Raw genomic sequence first — 14755 nt, 5'->3', positions numbered from 1 at the left:
TCCCCCTACTTTCCGTTACGCTTTGACTTTCTACGTTCTTGTCTTTTGATCTTATCCATCTCACGTGTCATTTTCTTTTTATATCCAGGTTTGACGGCTTTCGGTTTTCTGACAAGGCGTTTTGCTTTTTCTTCAATTTCATTTGGTGCTTTTTTACGTCTTTGACGCTTCAAACGATCATCTGCATCTCGCCATTCGCCATGAACAATCGTTTTGTTTTCAAACACAACACCCATTTTTTCAATTTGAACGAGTGCATCCTCATCAGCGAGATCATAAATGGTCATTGCAATGCCAGATGAACCAGCGCGAGCCGTTCTTCCCACACGGTGAACATAAAAATCAAGATCGGATGGGAGCTCATAGTTAATCACGTGGCTGACGCCCTTAATATCAATCCCGCGGGCAGCAAGATCAGATGCCACAATATAGGTGAACTCCAAATCTTCAATTTGTTTCATCACTTTTTTACGTTCACGAGGCGTTAAACCACCATGAAGTACCCCAATTTTCATTCCTTTTTCCTGTAGGAATGAGGCAATTTCATCAACAGTTGATTTCGTATTCGCAAAGATGATCCCTAAATAAGGCTGTACATTCGTCACCATTTCATGAAGTAATTTTAATTTATCTCGTTGTTTAGATGGAACTAAAATATGCTGAATGTTTTCAGCCGTAATGCGTTTCGGTTCAACATGTGCATATTTCGGATTATCCATATATTTTTTGAGGAAAGGTTTTAATTTTTCTGGAATAGTTGCTGAGAACACGAGCATTTGCAACTGTTCTGGCATTTGTGAGCCAATACGATCCACATCTTCTAAAAAGCCCATATCTAGCATAAGGTCTGCTTCATCAATGACAAGAGATGTTGCTTTGTACACATTCAGCGCTTGCTCATGAATAAGATCAGCAATACGTCCAGGAGTGCCGACCACTAAGTGCGGCTGATTCTTTAGCTTTTGAATGGATTTCTGCTTGTCTGTTCCGCCAATGTAAAGCTTTGCCTTGATTTCTTCTTCTGGAGGCGTATTTTTTAAGATCGTTTGTGCTTCTTTAAAAATTTGATTCGCTAATTCTCGTGTTGGTGCAGTAATGACCACTTGTACTTGCTCTTTGCTTGGATCAATTGAATGAATAAGCGGCAATAAATACGCATGGGTTTTTCCTGTTCCTGTTTGAGACTGTCCAATCACACTTTCACCTTTTAAAACAGCAGGTATGATTCTTTTTTGAATATCAGTCGGCTCATAAAAGCCCAGTTCATGAATAGCATCTATAATAAAAGACTTTAATTCATATGTCGTAAATTTCGTTTCTTTCATGTTTTCACTCCTTAAGGCAATGCCTTTTTGCTCATCTCCTCATTATAGCTGATTTTCAGCAAAAAAACCATGTCCGCTTTTCTCACAGGAAACCAAATGATACTTCCTTGCATAACCTATGAAGAGAAAGAGAATGCAGTAAGGGAGGTACAAGTATGTTAGGGCAAAGGCCTATGGGCGATTTTCAGCCGCATCGCCCCTCACGCCGGCACCTTGGAAATGGCGGACAGCCCGGGATTTTTCAACGGAGACAGCAGGCTCCGATCGAACAGCCTTTTCAAGGGCAAGGCAACCAATTTCAACAAATGATGCCTCGCTCTCCGTCTGTACAAGGCGGCGGTCTACGCGGGATGGGTGGCATTCCTGGAGGCGAAAGCCGTGCACTAGGCGGCGGAGCCGGAATTAAGGGCATGCTGGCAAAATTTCTTCCTGGATCTGGAGGAGCAGGGATCTCTGGAGCTGGAGGTGGTGCGGGATTACAAGGAATCCAGAGCTTCGCAAACCCTGCGAACCTTTCAAGCATGTTAGGAAATGTTCAAAAAGTACTCGGAATGGCGCAGCAATTCACGCCTATGATTCAGCAATACGGTCCTTTAGTCAGAAATTTGCCTGCCATGATTAAACTCTATAGCCAGCTTGGCAGTGCGGATGATGATGAAACAAATACGAATGATGCAGACGAAGAACCAAAAGAAATCACTGCAGAAACAGACGTTCCTCACGAACCAGTTGATGATGAAATAGAAGAAGGAAAAGAAGAAGAACCAGAGGACATCCTTGTCAAAAAAGGGACTGTACACACATCAGCTGCTCCTGAAGCAAAACCGAAAAAAAGATCGGGTAGTTCCATTCCGAAACTATATGTCTAGTGATCTTTTAAAGGCGAAGTGTTTCCCATGTATAACAATCTTTGATATATGCGCTTACTTTGGCTATAATGAAGGAAGAGAATGATCAAAAGCCGTTTTTCACGGCTTTTTATATTGTTCTTCTCTAGCAGCACTTCCCTACAGGAGGACGAATAAATGAATGTAATTAAAATTTCGCCGCGTGGCTATTGCTATGGCGTTGTAGATGCAATGGTCATTGCTAAAAATGCCGCACTTGATAAAAACTTGCCACGCCCAATTTATATATTAGGTATGATTGTGCACAACAAACATGTCACAGATGCCTTCGAAGAAGATGGAATTTACACACTGGACGGACCAAACCGTCTAGATATTTTAAAACAGGTTGAAAGTGGCACAGTGATTTTCACCGCTCACGGCGTATCTCCTGAAGTCCGTCAAATTGCAGAAGAAAAAGGCCTTGTCGCCATTGATGCGACGTGTCCAGATGTCACGAAAACACATGAACTCATTTCAGAAAAAACAGCTGATGGATATGACATTATTTATATCGGGAAAAAGGGGCACCCTGAGCCAGAAGGAGCCGTCGGTGTTGCACCTGACAAAGTGCACCTTGTCGAAACAGAAGCTGATATTAAAGCGCTCGATTTAACGTCAGATAAACTACTCATCACCAATCAGACGACAATGTCTCAGTGGGATGTTCATGATCTGATGGAGCTCATTAAAGAAAAATATCCTCACGTCGAGTACCATCAAGAAATCTGCCTTGCGACACAGGTACGTCAGGAAGCTGTGTCACAGCAAGCAGGCCAAGCCGATCTGACCATTGTGGTCGGCGATCCAAAAAGCAATAACTCAAATCGTCTGGCGCAAGTGTCAATGGAGATTGCAGGAACGCAGGCTTACCGAATTGGTGATCTCAGTGAGTTAAAGCTTGAATGGCTCCAAGGGGTAAAAACAGTTGCCGTTACTGCAGGTGCTTCCACACCAACACCTATTACAAAAGAAGTCATTCGTTTCTTAGAAAACTATGAACCTGATGATGAATCGACATGGAAAATTGAACGGACGGTTCCTCTTTCTAAGATATTACCTCGCGTGAAAACAAAGAAATAAAAAAACGTCAGAGCTGCTATGCTCTGACGTTTTTATTTACACAAATTGAAACGGATTTGTGTTTGATTCTGATACAAAGAATTGTACATCATATTTTTTATCTGTACATAGCGATTCTAGCTTTGTCTTCACGCCCTCTTTCATGATCTTTTCTGCGTAATGACCTGGGTCCACTACATTCAGTCCGAGCATCATGGCATCGTGAGCGACATGGAAATAAAGGTCGCCAGTCACGTACACATCTGCACCCATTCTTTTCGCTTGATGGATATATTTATTTCCGTCTCCTCCAAGCACAGCTACTTTTTTCACGACCGCTTCCTGATCTCCTACAAAACGCGCTCCATTCACATCTAACTTCGTTTTCACAAATTGAGTGAAGTCTTTAAGTGTCATAGGTTCTTTTAATTCTCCAATACGGCCAAGGCCTTTTTGAATAGGAGGAAGATCTGTCGTGTGTACACTGTAAGCCACTTCTTCATAAGGGTGTGCTTTGATCATTTCACGAATCACTTGTTTTTCAATACTCGCTGGGAAAATGGTTTCAATTCGTACTTCTTTCACAAATTCCAATTTACCCGTCTCACCAATAAATGGCACAGCTTCTTCTGATGGCAGAAAACTGCCTGTCCCTTCATTTGAAAAAGCGCAATGACTGTAGTTGCCAATATGGCCAGCTCCCGCATTTCCTAAAGCCGTCCTGATGGCCTCTTCAAATTCCACTGGGACATACAAAGCTAGCTGCTTAATTGGATCTTCGTATGTTGGAACTAGCACTTTTGTTTCCCCGAGCTCTAAAGCCTCTGCAAGCAAGTCATTGACTCCTCCATCAGCCACATCCAGGTTTGTATGTGCTACATACACCGCAATATCATGTTTGATGCATTTCTCAATGATCCGTCCTGCCGGCTGATCTGTCGCCACATGTTTTAATGGACGGAAAATTGGCGGATGGTGGGCAATAATGAGATCCACCTTCCGCTCAATTGCCTCATCTACCACATTTTCTAATACATCTAAGGTGATCATGACATTGGTCACTTTTTTATTTAGCGTTCCAATCTGGAGCCCAATTTTATCACCTTCCACCGCATATGCCTTTGGTGAGAATTGCTCAAATAATTGGATGATTTCATGCCCGTTCACTGTTTTAGCCAACAGTCAAAACCTCCTTTAGCATTTTTATTTTCGCATTCAGCTCTTTCAGACGTTCTTTGTTCTCTTCCGTCGGCGCTGCTTTTTGAATCTGGCCTTCTATATGCTCCATGTGCTGAAGCTCATTCATCCATTTGCGCCGGAAGACATCATTTTGCTCTTTGGCAAGAAACGGACCAACGAGCATGCCTTTTTCAATCGACATGCCTTCATAGGCTTTATCTTTGTCGCCAGTTTCGGCAATGATGATTTCGTATATTTTGCCATCCTCTTCTAAAATCACTTCATCCATCAATTCATACCCCTCTTGATAGAGCCATAAACGAATATGGTGGGCATGAATATTAGGCTGAAGAATAAGCCTCTCCTGCCCTGTGAGCTTGTGTTTACCTTCATTTAGAATGCTTGCAATAAGTGCTCCGCCCATCCCTGCAATCGTGACAGCATTTACCTCGCCTTTTTCAATCACTTCAAGGCCATTTCCTTTTCTGACTGAAATCTGCTCATCTAATTCAAGCCTATGTACTTGCTGCTTCGCAGATTGAAGCGGTCCATCAGTAATTTCACCAGCAATGGCTTTCAATGCTTTATGATGTAATATCGCATAACATGGCAAATAGGCATGATCTGAGCCAATATCAGCAAAGACCGCCTCTTTTGGTAAAAAGTCTGCGACTCTTTTTAATCGTTTTGACAAATTCATTTCATTCATCCATATCACTACTTTTCTTTAATGTTCATACTTGTCTATCTTATATAAATTATGGACTTTTTAAAAGTCGTTTTCAAATGAAAAAAGCTCTTCTGATGAAAAAGAGCTTTTTGCGCTTTATTATTTAATTTTGGATACCCATTCTGACATTTCATCGAGCTTTTCATTCGGAATTAGCCCGCCCGGCATCCCATTTCCGCCTTCTTGAATTTTCTTCTTGATGTCTGCTACTTCAAGCTTGTCGCCAACACCTTTTAATGCAGGACCAGCGCCACCTTCGTAGTTTTCCCCATGACAGCTAATACAGTTCTGCTTATACAATTCTTCCGGCGTTGCATTTGCGGTCTCTTCTTGCTTTTGCTCTTTGCCCCCAGAGGCAATTTTGTCTTCATCTTTCAGCCCCTTCATTGATAAGAAAAAAGTGAGTCCAATACCTAAAATGGCAATCAATAAGAATGGTATAAGTGGATTCCGTTTCATTTCTTTCATCCTCCCCTTTGTGAAAAACCCCTTTGAGACTATGCAAACAATTCTAATTCTACTTTAATTTTACAAAAAGTAAACGAATTATGATACAAAACTTTGGTCAAGTTCACAGATTAGACAAAAATGATTCAAAATGAGAAAAGAAGCCTTCAGCACATTTAGATGTATTTTTTATACATCTTTTCTCTAAGAACGTTGCAAATTCATTTGTTATTCAGTAAAATATAATCAGATCAAAAAAGCGTTTTCATTTTGATGAAGAAAGAACGGATCTCTCTCAAGATCCGTCCGGTTTCTATTCTAAGAAGTCTTTTAATCGTTTACTTCTGCTTGGGTGTCTTAATTTACGAAGAGCTTTCGCTTCAATTTGGCGAATACGCTCTCTTGTTACGCCAAACACCTTTCCTACCTCTTCTAATGTGCGTGTTCTTCCGTCATCTAGTCCGAAACGCAGTCTCAGCACATTTTCTTCACGGTCCGTTAGCGTATCTAATACATCTTCAAGCTGCTCTTTTAAGAGCTCATAGGCAGCATGGTCTGATGGAGAAGTCGCCTCTTGGTCTTCGATAAAATCACCAAGATGCGAGTCATCTTCCTCACCAATAGGTGTTTCTAAAGATACTGGCTCTTGCGCAATTTTAAGAATTTCTCTTACTTTCTCTGGTGTTAAATCCATGTCTTCCGCAATTTCTTCTGGCGTTGGTTCTCTACCTAGATCTTGTAGAAGCTGTCTTTGAACACGGATTAATTTATTAATGGTTTCCACCATATGAACCGGGATCCGGATTGTTCTTGCCTGATCGGCAATCGCACGTGTGATCGCCTGTCTAATCCACCAAGTCGCATATGTTGAGAATTTGTATCCTTTGCGGTAATCAAACTTCTCAACCGCCTTCATGAGCCCCATGTTTCCTTCTTGAATCAAGTCAAGGAACAGCATACCACGACCAACATAACGTTTCGCAATGCTGACAACGAGACGAAGGTTCGCTTCCGCTAATCTTCTTTTTGATTCCTCATCGCCTTCTTCAATCTTTTGAGCATACGTAATCTCTTCTTTAGCAGATAGCAAATTGACGCGCCCGATCTCTTTTAAGTACATACGAACAGGATCATTAATTTTGACACCTGGTGGTACGCTTAAATCATTCAGGTCAAATTCCTCTTCTGCCTTAGCCAGCTGCTGAACATTTGGGTCTTCAGTCTCTTCATTTTCACTGATGAGTTCTACACCCTGTTCGCCTAAGTATTCATAGTATTCATCCATCTGGTCTGATTCAATTTCAAAGCTAGACATACGCTCTGCAATTTCTTCGTATGTTAAAACGCCCCGTTTTTTACCCGTTTCAGTGAGCTTATCTCTCACCTGTTCAAAGGTTAATTCAGTTTCAGTTTCGTGGGCTTGTTTATCAGCCATTATGGATCCCTCCTTCCAAAGCTTGCAACGAATTCTAAAGTAACTTGCGATTTGCTTCTGCTCTGCCTTTCTCTCTCTATCAAACAGAATGAGCAAATAGGAATAAAAATAAATAATGATGAAGGCAAGATGCTTGCGGTCTTATGCTCCTCCCATTAAAGGATTCATTGCCAGCCGTAAGTCTTGTCATAAATAGTAGACGTATTACTTCAGCGAACGGTTCAACTGAATAATTTCTTTTGCAAGTGTTGCCGCTTTGAAGAAATCTTTTTGCCTCTCCGCCTCTGCACGTTCTAGTTCTTTTTCCTTTATCATTGACAAATTCCGATGATTCAACACTTTTTTTACATAATCACTTAATTCAGCTTCACTTAGTTCGTCTCCAACTTGAATCATGAATATATCCGTCAGGAGCTGATTAATCACATCATCTTCTATACGGTTCATCAGATGCTGCGGGGTCGGCTCCTTGCCTTCTTCATACAATGCATAAATGTATGTTGCCAGCGCTCTGTGCGAATCTATATTAAATTCAAACCCTATCCTATCAAGCACTTTTCGGATCACGTCATCATTTTTCAACATATGTGCAAGGAGCATTCGCTCTGCGTTTTCATATGCCGGCCTTAGACGTTTTCGTCTTACCTGTGTTGACAGATGTGCACGCCGCTTTTCAAGTCCATTTTCTTCTTGCGAGCTCTTGGCCTCTTGTCGCTGCTGCTTTTCAAAAAGCTCCAATTGCTCCTTTAATGAGTCAAGTGAAATGGAGAACTCCCCAGCCAGCTGCTTCATGTAAATCTCTTGTTCCAAGGAACCGTTTAATCGGCTAATTTCTCGGAGAACCTGCTTCATGTAAGTCAGGCGGTCTCCTTCGTCAGACAAATTCTTTCCTCTTCGGAAAAAGTTCATCTTAAATGTCATTAATGTCACACTTGCATCTATGATGTCATTCCTAAATTTCTCGCCGCCATATTTACGAATGTAATCATCTGGATCAAGTCCATCTGGTATCATGGCAACGCGAACTTTACATCCTCTTTTTCCAAGCAAATCTGATGCTTTCATGGTCGCTTCATACCCGGCCGTGTCAGAGTCATAACATAAAATGATCTCTTCAACGTTCCGCCTAAGAAGCTTTACGTGCTCTTCTGTTAAAGACGTACCCATTGTTGCAACACTTTCGCCAACACCACTTGTGACAGCCGAGATGACGTCAGCAAATCCTTCGAAAAGGACTGCACGTTCGCGTTTTCTAATATGCATACGCGCGTCATGAAAGTGATAAAGCAGCTTACTTTTATGAAAAAGTGGCGTTTCAGGACTATTCATATACTTTGGCTGCTGATCACCAAGTGATCTTCCAGAAAAAGCGACGACCGTCCCGTGATGATCATGAATTGGAAACATGACACGATCTCTAAAGCGGTCAAAAAAACCTGTGCCGTTTTCTCGTTGAATCAAAAGACCAGCCTTCTCCATCATCGCAGGATCAAACCCTCGTTTTTCTAAAAACTTGGTCACGAAATCCCACGAGTCGAGAGCATACCCGATCTCAAACTTGGCAATTGTTTCATCCGTAAAGCCCCTGGACCTTAAATAATCGAGTGCGTTTTGACCTTCCTTTGTATTTACCAGCAAATGGTGGTAAAATTTCTTAAGAAGCTCATGCGCCTCAATCATTTTATGATCTGCTGTATCCTCTTGCTGTGAGGAACTGATCTGCGCATTCGCTACATGATCCGGCAAATCAATATGGTACTTATCAGCAACATGTGAAACGGCTTCAATAAATGAGTAGCCTTCCATTTGTCTGAGGAACGAAAATACATTGCCTCCTGCACCACAGCCAAAACAATGGAAGATTTGCTTATCTGCTGAAACAGAGAATGAAGGAGTATTTTCACCATGGAATGGACAAAGACCGAAGTAATTCCGACCTTGTTTTCTAAGCTGTACGTATTCTCCAATCACTTCGACAATGTCTGCGTTTTTTTGGATTTGCTCCAAAAGTTCATCTGGTATACGTTTGCTCATCCTAATAACACTCCGTCGTACATTATTCGCCTTTTAATTCAAAAATCCTTCATGATTCGACAGGATTTTTTGTAGTTGGGCAATAAATCGCTTTTTATCCTCTTCTAAAAGCTTTTTGGGACCTTTTCCGTATACACCTTTTCTTCGCTGTTTACTGGAAACATGCCTGCGTTCCAAATCAAAATCAATTGTTTCGTTTGTGTACATTCGTCCTCTTTCAGACAGAACAATGACTTGTCTTGGAAGCAGTAAGGAGGCCAGACCAATATCCTGGGTGACAACAATATCGTGCTTGACAGCTAAGTTCGCAATGACTAAATCTGCTGCTTCCTTATGTGTATCAACAAACCGCCAATCTTCAAGTGGTGATCGTTTGGTTTGAAAATGCTCATATGAAGCAATGAAAGTCACAGGTACTTGAAATTGAGATGCGACAGAAAGGATTTCGTCTTTTACAGGACAAGCATCTGCATCGACATAAATCGTCCTTTCTTTTTTACGTTCATTCAGGTGACTAATTCTCCATCCCTCCACCTTATTCCTGCTTTAGAGAAGCAAAAAGACCATACTTTTCCCCCATAAAGCAATCAACAGTAAAACTCATTTTGTCGAAAAGTTATGTTCAGAATCACTTGACTTCTGCCAATATTAGTTTATTCGTTCTTGACTTAACTTAAACCTAAAATCAATCATTTTATCACAATTTTTTATTATAATACAAATGCAGCAAATATGCTATTGTTTTTGTTTACCCGTTTCCCACCATAGGAAAAACCCAGGAGGAGCATCCTGAGTTTATTCGGAACCTCTTTTGGTCAGCATTTGATGAATGACATTTGCTGTCTCCTCAACTGCTTTATTCGATACATCAACAACTTGACAGTTAATGCGGTCAACCACTTTTTCAAAATATTCTAGTTCCTCTTTAATCCGTTCGATATTCGCATAAATGGCACGGTCATTTAAACCGAGTGATTTTAAACGTTCTTTACGGATATGATTTAGTTTGTCTGGACTAATTTTTAGGCCGATGCATTTTTTTGGATCAACTGAGAATAACTCCTCTGGCGGATCAACTTCAGGAACAATCGGAACGTTTGCTACCTTCAAGCGTTTATGTGCTAAGTATTGAGAAAGTGGTGTCTTAGACGTACGCGATACACCAATCAGCACAATATCAGCCTTTAGAATACCTCTTGGGTCCCGGCCATCATCATATTTCACAGCGAACTCAATGGCTTCTACCTTTTTAAAATAGTCCTCATCTAATTGACGTACACGACCTGGCTCATGTTTCGCTTCATTTCCATATGCCGTCTCCATTTTATCAATAAGTGGACCGATAATGTCATAGTACACGACGCCATTCGCTTCTGCTTCTTCAATTAAGAATTGGCGCATTTCTGGCACAACAAGAGTAAAGCAAACGATTCCATTATCTGCTTTCGCCAATGAAATCACTTCTTTAATCGTACCGACATCCTCTACATATGGGATTCTTCTAATATTTGAATGGTCGGATGAGCCGCCATCAAATTGGCTAAGTGCCGCTTTGACCACGAGCTCTGCCGTTTCTCCGACTGAATCTGATACAACAAAAATTACACGATTACTCATAACATCCCCTCGCAGTCTTCTGTAATTAGATAATTTCGTTCTCTGATAAGCTAACAAGTATTTTCGTCATGTTTGTTTTCGTAATTCTGCCGACCACTTCAAAGCCTTTATCCGTATCTTTTATAACAGGAAGTGCATCTATTTGTTTTTCAATCAAGTGCTTGGCCACATCCATAATAAAATCTTCTTTGCGGCAAACGGTAATGTTCGGCATTCTTGTCATAATAATATGGACAGGTATAGATGGAAGTTCTTGTTTCCCAATACTTGCTCGAAGGAGGTCTTTTCTTGATAACACGCCTGTTAAAATAGAGTGATCGTCCACAACGAATAATGTGCCCACATCCTCTAAAAACATCGTACAAATCGCATCATAAACCGAAACATTCTCGTGTATCACGACCGGAATGGACTGAAAATCTTTCACTTGAAGTTTTTTCAGCTTATCTGCCAGAAGCTGCGTGCCTGTTTTGCCTGTAAAAAAGTAGCCGACCCTTGGTCTTGCTTCTAAAAAGCCAGACATCGTTAAAATGGCTAAATCCGGTCTGAGGGTAGCCCTTGTTAAGTTCAGCCGATCGGCGATATGCTCTCCAGTGATCGGACCATTCTCTTTGACAATCTGTAAAATCTGCTCTTGCCGTTTATTTAACTCGATTGTACTCACCACCTTTAAATAGAGAGAGCGAATCCTTACTTTATGTATATCAATTTCATAACTCATCATATTATAGCGCATCTTCGTCCGAATGAAACAAAAATCCACTCAAAAACCGTGAATTAAATGAGTAAAAAACGATTGCCCTTCGAAAAAGGCAACCGTTCTTAGGTATTTATTTTACAATTAAATTGTTCATATTCGCAAATGATTGAATGACTTTTGCAAGTTTGACCATTTGTGCCAAACGATTTTGTTTCAGTTTTTCATCATCGGCATGAACCATGGTATGGTCGAAATAATGAACAATTGGTGCTTTTAATGTATCTAGCGCTTCAAGTGCTGATTGGTACTGACCTTTTGCCATATACTCGTTGACGGCTTTTTCCGCTTGCTGATACGCTTCAAATAGCTTTTGTTCGTGTTCATTTTCAAACAGTTCAGGCTGAATCTGTGCGTCTTCCCCTTTTTTACTGATTGAAATGACGCGGCCTAGTGCCTCAGCCGTTTCTTTGAAACTCTCCTGTTTCACGCTCTCTTCAAGAACAGCCGCTTTTTTCACAACCGCATATGGTTCAATATTTTCAACATCAAGGACTGCTTCCACCACGTCATGACGGATATGTTCTGCTTGGAGAACATATTTCAAACGGTGTGTTAAAAATTCAATGAGAGCCGCTTCATGTTTTGTCTCTACTTGAGCTAGTGCTAAAAGCTCTTTAAATGAAAGATTCCATTGGCGGTCTAGCAGGATTTGAACGATACCGCTCGCTTGTCTTCTTAATCCATAAGGATCTTGAGAGCCTGTTGGAATGACATCAATTGAGAAGAATGAACAAATAGAATCTAGCTTATCCGCCACTGCAACAATCGCCCCAATAAGTGTTGACGGCGCATCGTCACCGGCAAAGCGCGGCATGTAGTGCTCGTTGATACTCTTTGCCACTTCTTCATGCTCGCCAAGTGCTCTAGCATATTTTTCACCCATGATTCCTTGCAGTTCTGGGAATTCATAGACCATCTGAGTCACAAGGTCAAATTTAGAAATACTGGCTGCTCTTGCAGCGCGTTTAGACGTTTCTTCATCTGCACCCACATGACTAGCAAGGCGAACGGCAATGTCTGTTACTCTTTTCAGCTTGTCGCCAATCGTGCCAAGTTTCTCATGGAATACGACTTTATCAAGCTTTTGAATGTTGTCTTCAATGACGAGTTTTTCGTCTTCTTTATAGAAAAATGCCGCATCTGATAAACGTGCGCGAAGGACCTTTTCGTTCCCTCTTGCCACATTTTCAAGTGCCTCACTGTTTCCATTTCTGACCGTAATAAAGTGCGGCAGTAATTCCCCTTGTTCATTTTTCACAGGGAAATAACGCTGATGCTCTTTCATTGTCGTGACAAGCACTTCTTCTGGCAGCGCAAGAAATTCTTCTTCAAAAGAACCAAATAGAACGGTTGGATATTCAACAAGATCGTTCACTTCTTCTAGAAGCTCAGGATCAACTGGAATGACCCAGCCTTTTTCGGAAGAAAGGGCATGTAATTGCTCAGTAATTAATTGTTTTCTTTTATCTGAATCTACAATGACAAATTGATCTCTTAATGTTTGCTCATAAGAAGCTGGTGTGTCAATGCTGGCTGTCGTCCCTAGGAAACGATGTCCTCTAGTCTCCCGTCCGCTTTTCACTCCTGCAATTTCGACAGGAATGATCTCTTGACCAAATAAACAAACAATCCATTTAATTGGACGGATATAGCGTAAATCTTCGCTTCCCCATCTCATGTTCTTTGGAAAACTCAATGAAGCTGCAATGTCCCCCAATGCTGGAAGAAGGTCTTTGACTTGCTTACCTTCTTGAAACTTTTGGACATGGACATAATCCACACCTTTGATGTCTTTGAAATACAGATCATCAGTTGAAGCGCCTTGTCCGCGGGCAAAACCTTCGGCAGCTTTTGTCCAATTGCCTTCAGCATCTTGAGCAATCTTTTTAGCCGGTCCTTTTGCTTCTTCTTTGATGTCCTCTTGTTTTTCTGCAACACCTTTGACGAGTACAGCTAGACGTCTTGGTGAATTAAATAAAGCAACGTCTTCGAATGAAATATTTTGCGCTACGAACCAAGCTTTTACTTTGTCACCTAGCTGCTTTGTGCTTTCTGGCATGAAACGAGCCGGCATCTCTTCTAAGCCGATTTCAAGTAATACATCTTGTTTATTCATGAGAAGCCGCCTCCTCTTTTAGCATAGGGAATCCTAGTTTTTCTCGTTCTTCGTAATATGTTTTGGCTACTTTTCTCGCTAACTGACGTACTCTTCCGATATAACCTGTTCGCTCAGTCACAGAAATCGCGCCTTTGGCATCAAGCAGGTTAAAGGTGTGAGAACATTTGAGTACATAATCATATGCCGGGTGAACAAGTCCTTTGTCCATTTGGCTATGTGCTTCTTTTTCATATGTTGTAAATAAATCGAACAGCATATCCGTATTAGATGTTTCAAACGTATACACAGAATGCTCGTATTCCGCCATTAAGAATAAATCTCTTACAGTAAAGCCATCTGTCCATTCAAGGTCAAACACATTTTCTTTGTCCTGAATGTAAGAAGCAAGACGCTCAATTCCGTATGTGATTTCAACAGAAACTGGCTTACATTCTAAACCGCCGACTTGCTGGAAATACGTAAATTGCGTAATTTCCATTCCATCAAGCCAAACTTCCCAGCCAAGTCCTGCGCAGCCAAGAGATGGGTTTTCCCAGTTGTCTTCAACAAAACGAATATCATGTTTCAGCGGGTCAATGCCAAGCGCCTTCAATGATTCTAGATACAGTTCTTGAATATTGTCAGGTGATGGCTTAATGATCACTTGAAATTGATGATGTTGATACAATCTGTTTGGGTTTTCTCCATATCTGCCGTCAGCCGGGCGTCTTGACGGTTCTACATAGGCTACCTTCCATGGCTCTGGTCCAATGCTTCTGAGGAACGTGTATGGACTCATCGTTCCAGCACCTTTTTCTGTGTCATATGCCTGCATTAATACGCAGCCTTCATTTGACCAATGCTTTTGCAGTGTCAAAATCATGTCTTGAATATTCAATGATCGCACCTCCATCTTTTTTACACCATCCGCTATGTATGGCGGTGGGGCCTAGAACCTTTTTGCAAAACACAAAAACTCCCGTCTCTATGCTCACAAGGTTCCTTGCAAACATAGGGACGAGAGTTTTTCCCGCGGTTCCACCCTATTTGCTGGTGTCGTAGCACCCAGCCGCTTTGTTTTACGTTGCTCAAGAATGCCTTTCGTTACGTGTCCATCCTTAGCTCACACCGCCCTAAGGTCGCTTTTATGGCTGATACGTAAGTACTTCTTTCTGTCAATG

Annotated in this window: 13 protein-coding genes; 2 read left to right on the top strand and 11 right to left on the bottom strand. The window is 41.4% G+C overall.

The genetic code is table 11. From position 1 onward, the window contains the following. Nucleotides 1–5: 5 nt before the first annotated feature. Nucleotides 6–1325 (bottom strand): DEAD/DEAH box helicase, encoded by a 1320-nt coding sequence (locus ACSBQP_RS01220; RefSeq protein ID WP_024718822.1) that lies wholly within the window; start codon nucleotides 1323–1325, stop codon nucleotides 6–8. A gap of 155 nt (nucleotides 1326–1480) precedes the next feature. Here ACSBQP_RS01220 and ACSBQP_RS01215 point away from each other — a divergent pair, with 155 nt between their 5' ends. Then, nucleotides 1481–2194: a YqfQ family protein gene (locus tag ACSBQP_RS01215; RefSeq protein WP_251185773.1), complete on the top strand. Its 714-nt coding sequence runs from the start codon at nucleotides 1481–1483 to the stop codon at nucleotides 2192–2194. A 156-nt stretch (nucleotides 2195–2350) separates the two neighbouring features. Beyond that, nucleotides 2351–3295 (top strand): 4-hydroxy-3-methylbut-2-enyl diphosphate reductase, encoded by a 945-nt coding sequence (locus tag ACSBQP_RS01210; RefSeq protein ID WP_007501283.1) that lies wholly within the window; start codon nucleotides 2351–2353, stop codon nucleotides 3293–3295. A gap of 36 nt (nucleotides 3296–3331) precedes the next feature. Here the strand turns inward: ACSBQP_RS01210 and ACSBQP_RS01205 are convergent, their stop codons facing one another. The 10 genes from ACSBQP_RS01205 to glyQ form a co-directional block, all read right to left on the bottom strand. Beyond that, entirely contained in the window at nucleotides 3332–4453 is a 1122-nt protein-coding gene (locus ACSBQP_RS01205) for a Nif3-like dinuclear metal center hexameric protein (RefSeq protein ID WP_048001530.1), read from the bottom strand. After that, nucleotides 4446–5162 carry a tRNA (adenine(22)-N(1))-methyltransferase gene (locus ACSBQP_RS01200; protein WP_017367620.1) on the bottom strand — a complete coding sequence of 239 codons (717 nt, stop codon included), beginning with the start codon at nucleotides 5160–5162 and terminating at the stop codon, nucleotides 4446–4448. Before ACSBQP_RS01200 ends, ACSBQP_RS01205 begins: the two co-directional genes overlap by 8 nt. Before the next feature lie 120 nt (nucleotides 5163–5282). Next, nucleotides 5283–5642, bottom strand: a complete 360-nt coding sequence (gene cccA / locus ACSBQP_RS01195; protein WP_008342390.1) for a cytochrome c550 — start codon at nucleotides 5640–5642, stop codon at nucleotides 5283–5285. A 301-nt stretch (nucleotides 5643–5943) separates the two neighbouring features. Further along, nucleotides 5944–7065 carry an RNA polymerase sigma factor RpoD gene (gene rpoD / locus ACSBQP_RS01190; RefSeq protein WP_008342392.1) on the bottom strand — a complete coding sequence of 374 codons (1122 nt, stop codon included), beginning with the start codon at nucleotides 7063–7065 and terminating at the stop codon, nucleotides 5944–5946. 204 nt (nucleotides 7066–7269) lie between these two features. Then, nucleotides 7270–9099, bottom strand: coding sequence for a DNA primase (dnaG, locus tag ACSBQP_RS01185; protein WP_008342393.1), 1830 nt, complete (start codon nucleotides 9097–9099; stop codon nucleotides 7270–7272). Nucleotides 9100–9132: 33 nt separating this feature from the next. Next, nucleotides 9133–9633: a YaiI/YqxD family protein gene (locus tag ACSBQP_RS01180; protein ID WP_008342395.1), complete on the bottom strand. Its 501-nt coding sequence runs from the start codon at nucleotides 9631–9633 to the stop codon at nucleotides 9133–9135. Nucleotides 9634–9894: 261 nt separating this feature from the next. Continuing rightward, nucleotides 9895–10716, bottom strand: coding sequence for a pyruvate, water dikinase regulatory protein (locus ACSBQP_RS01175; protein ID WP_008342399.1), 822 nt, complete (start codon nucleotides 10714–10716; stop codon nucleotides 9895–9897). A 25-nt stretch (nucleotides 10717–10741) separates the two neighbouring features. Next, entirely contained in the window at nucleotides 10742–11380 is a 639-nt protein-coding gene (locus ACSBQP_RS01170) for a helix-turn-helix transcriptional regulator (RefSeq protein WP_024423017.1), read from the bottom strand. A 166-nt stretch (nucleotides 11381–11546) separates the two neighbouring features. Continuing rightward, a complete protein-coding gene (gene glyS, locus ACSBQP_RS01165; RefSeq protein WP_017358010.1) occupies nucleotides 11547–13592 on the bottom strand; it encodes a glycine--tRNA ligase subunit beta in 2046 nt (681 codons plus the stop codon). Beyond that, complete coding sequence (glyQ, locus tag ACSBQP_RS01160; protein ID WP_003217487.1) at nucleotides 13585–14472, bottom strand: glycine--tRNA ligase subunit alpha; 888 nt, start codon at nucleotides 14470–14472, stop codon at nucleotides 13585–13587. Before glyQ ends, glyS begins: the two co-directional genes overlap by 8 nt. Between the last annotated feature and the right edge of the window lie 283 nt (nucleotides 14473–14755).

The organism is Bacillus sp. G402, from assembly GCF_051172515.1.
Classification (GTDB): domain Bacteria; phylum Bacillota; class Bacilli; order Bacillales; family Bacillaceae; genus Bacillus; species Bacillus altitudinis.
The sequence above is the reverse complement of the archived record's forward strand: the minus strand, read 5'-3'. Positions and strand labels throughout refer to the sequence as shown.

Coding starts and splice junctions, on each gene's coding strand:
- ACSBQP_RS01200 (WP_017367620.1), bottom strand. CDS start 5,162: ATGAATGAAATGAATTTGTCAAAACGATTAAAAAGAGTCGCAGACTTT.
- glyS (WP_017358010.1), bottom strand. CDS start 13,592: ATGAATAAACAAGATGTATTACTTGAAATCGGCTTAGAAGAGATGCCG.
- cccA (WP_008342390.1), bottom strand. CDS start 5,642: ATGAAACGGAATCCACTTATACCATTCTTATTGATTGCCATTTTAGGT.
- rpoD (WP_008342392.1), bottom strand. CDS start 7,065: ATGGCTGATAAACAAGCCCACGAAACTGAAACTGAATTAACCTTTGAA.
- ACSBQP_RS01220 (WP_024718822.1), bottom strand. CDS start 1,325: ATGAAAGAAACGAAATTTACGACATATGAATTAAAGTCTTTTATTATA.
- ACSBQP_RS01215 (WP_251185773.1), top strand. CDS start 1,481: ATGTTAGGGCAAAGGCCTATGGGCGATTTTCAGCCGCATCGCCCCTCA.
- ACSBQP_RS01210 (WP_007501283.1), top strand. CDS start 2,351: ATGAATGTAATTAAAATTTCGCCGCGTGGCTATTGCTATGGCGTTGTA.
- ACSBQP_RS01175 (WP_008342399.1), bottom strand. CDS start 10,716: ATGAGTAATCGTGTAATTTTTGTTGTATCAGATTCAGTCGGAGAAACG.
- dnaG (WP_008342393.1), bottom strand. CDS start 9,099: ATGAGCAAACGTATACCAGATGAACTTTTGGAGCAAATCCAAAAAAAC.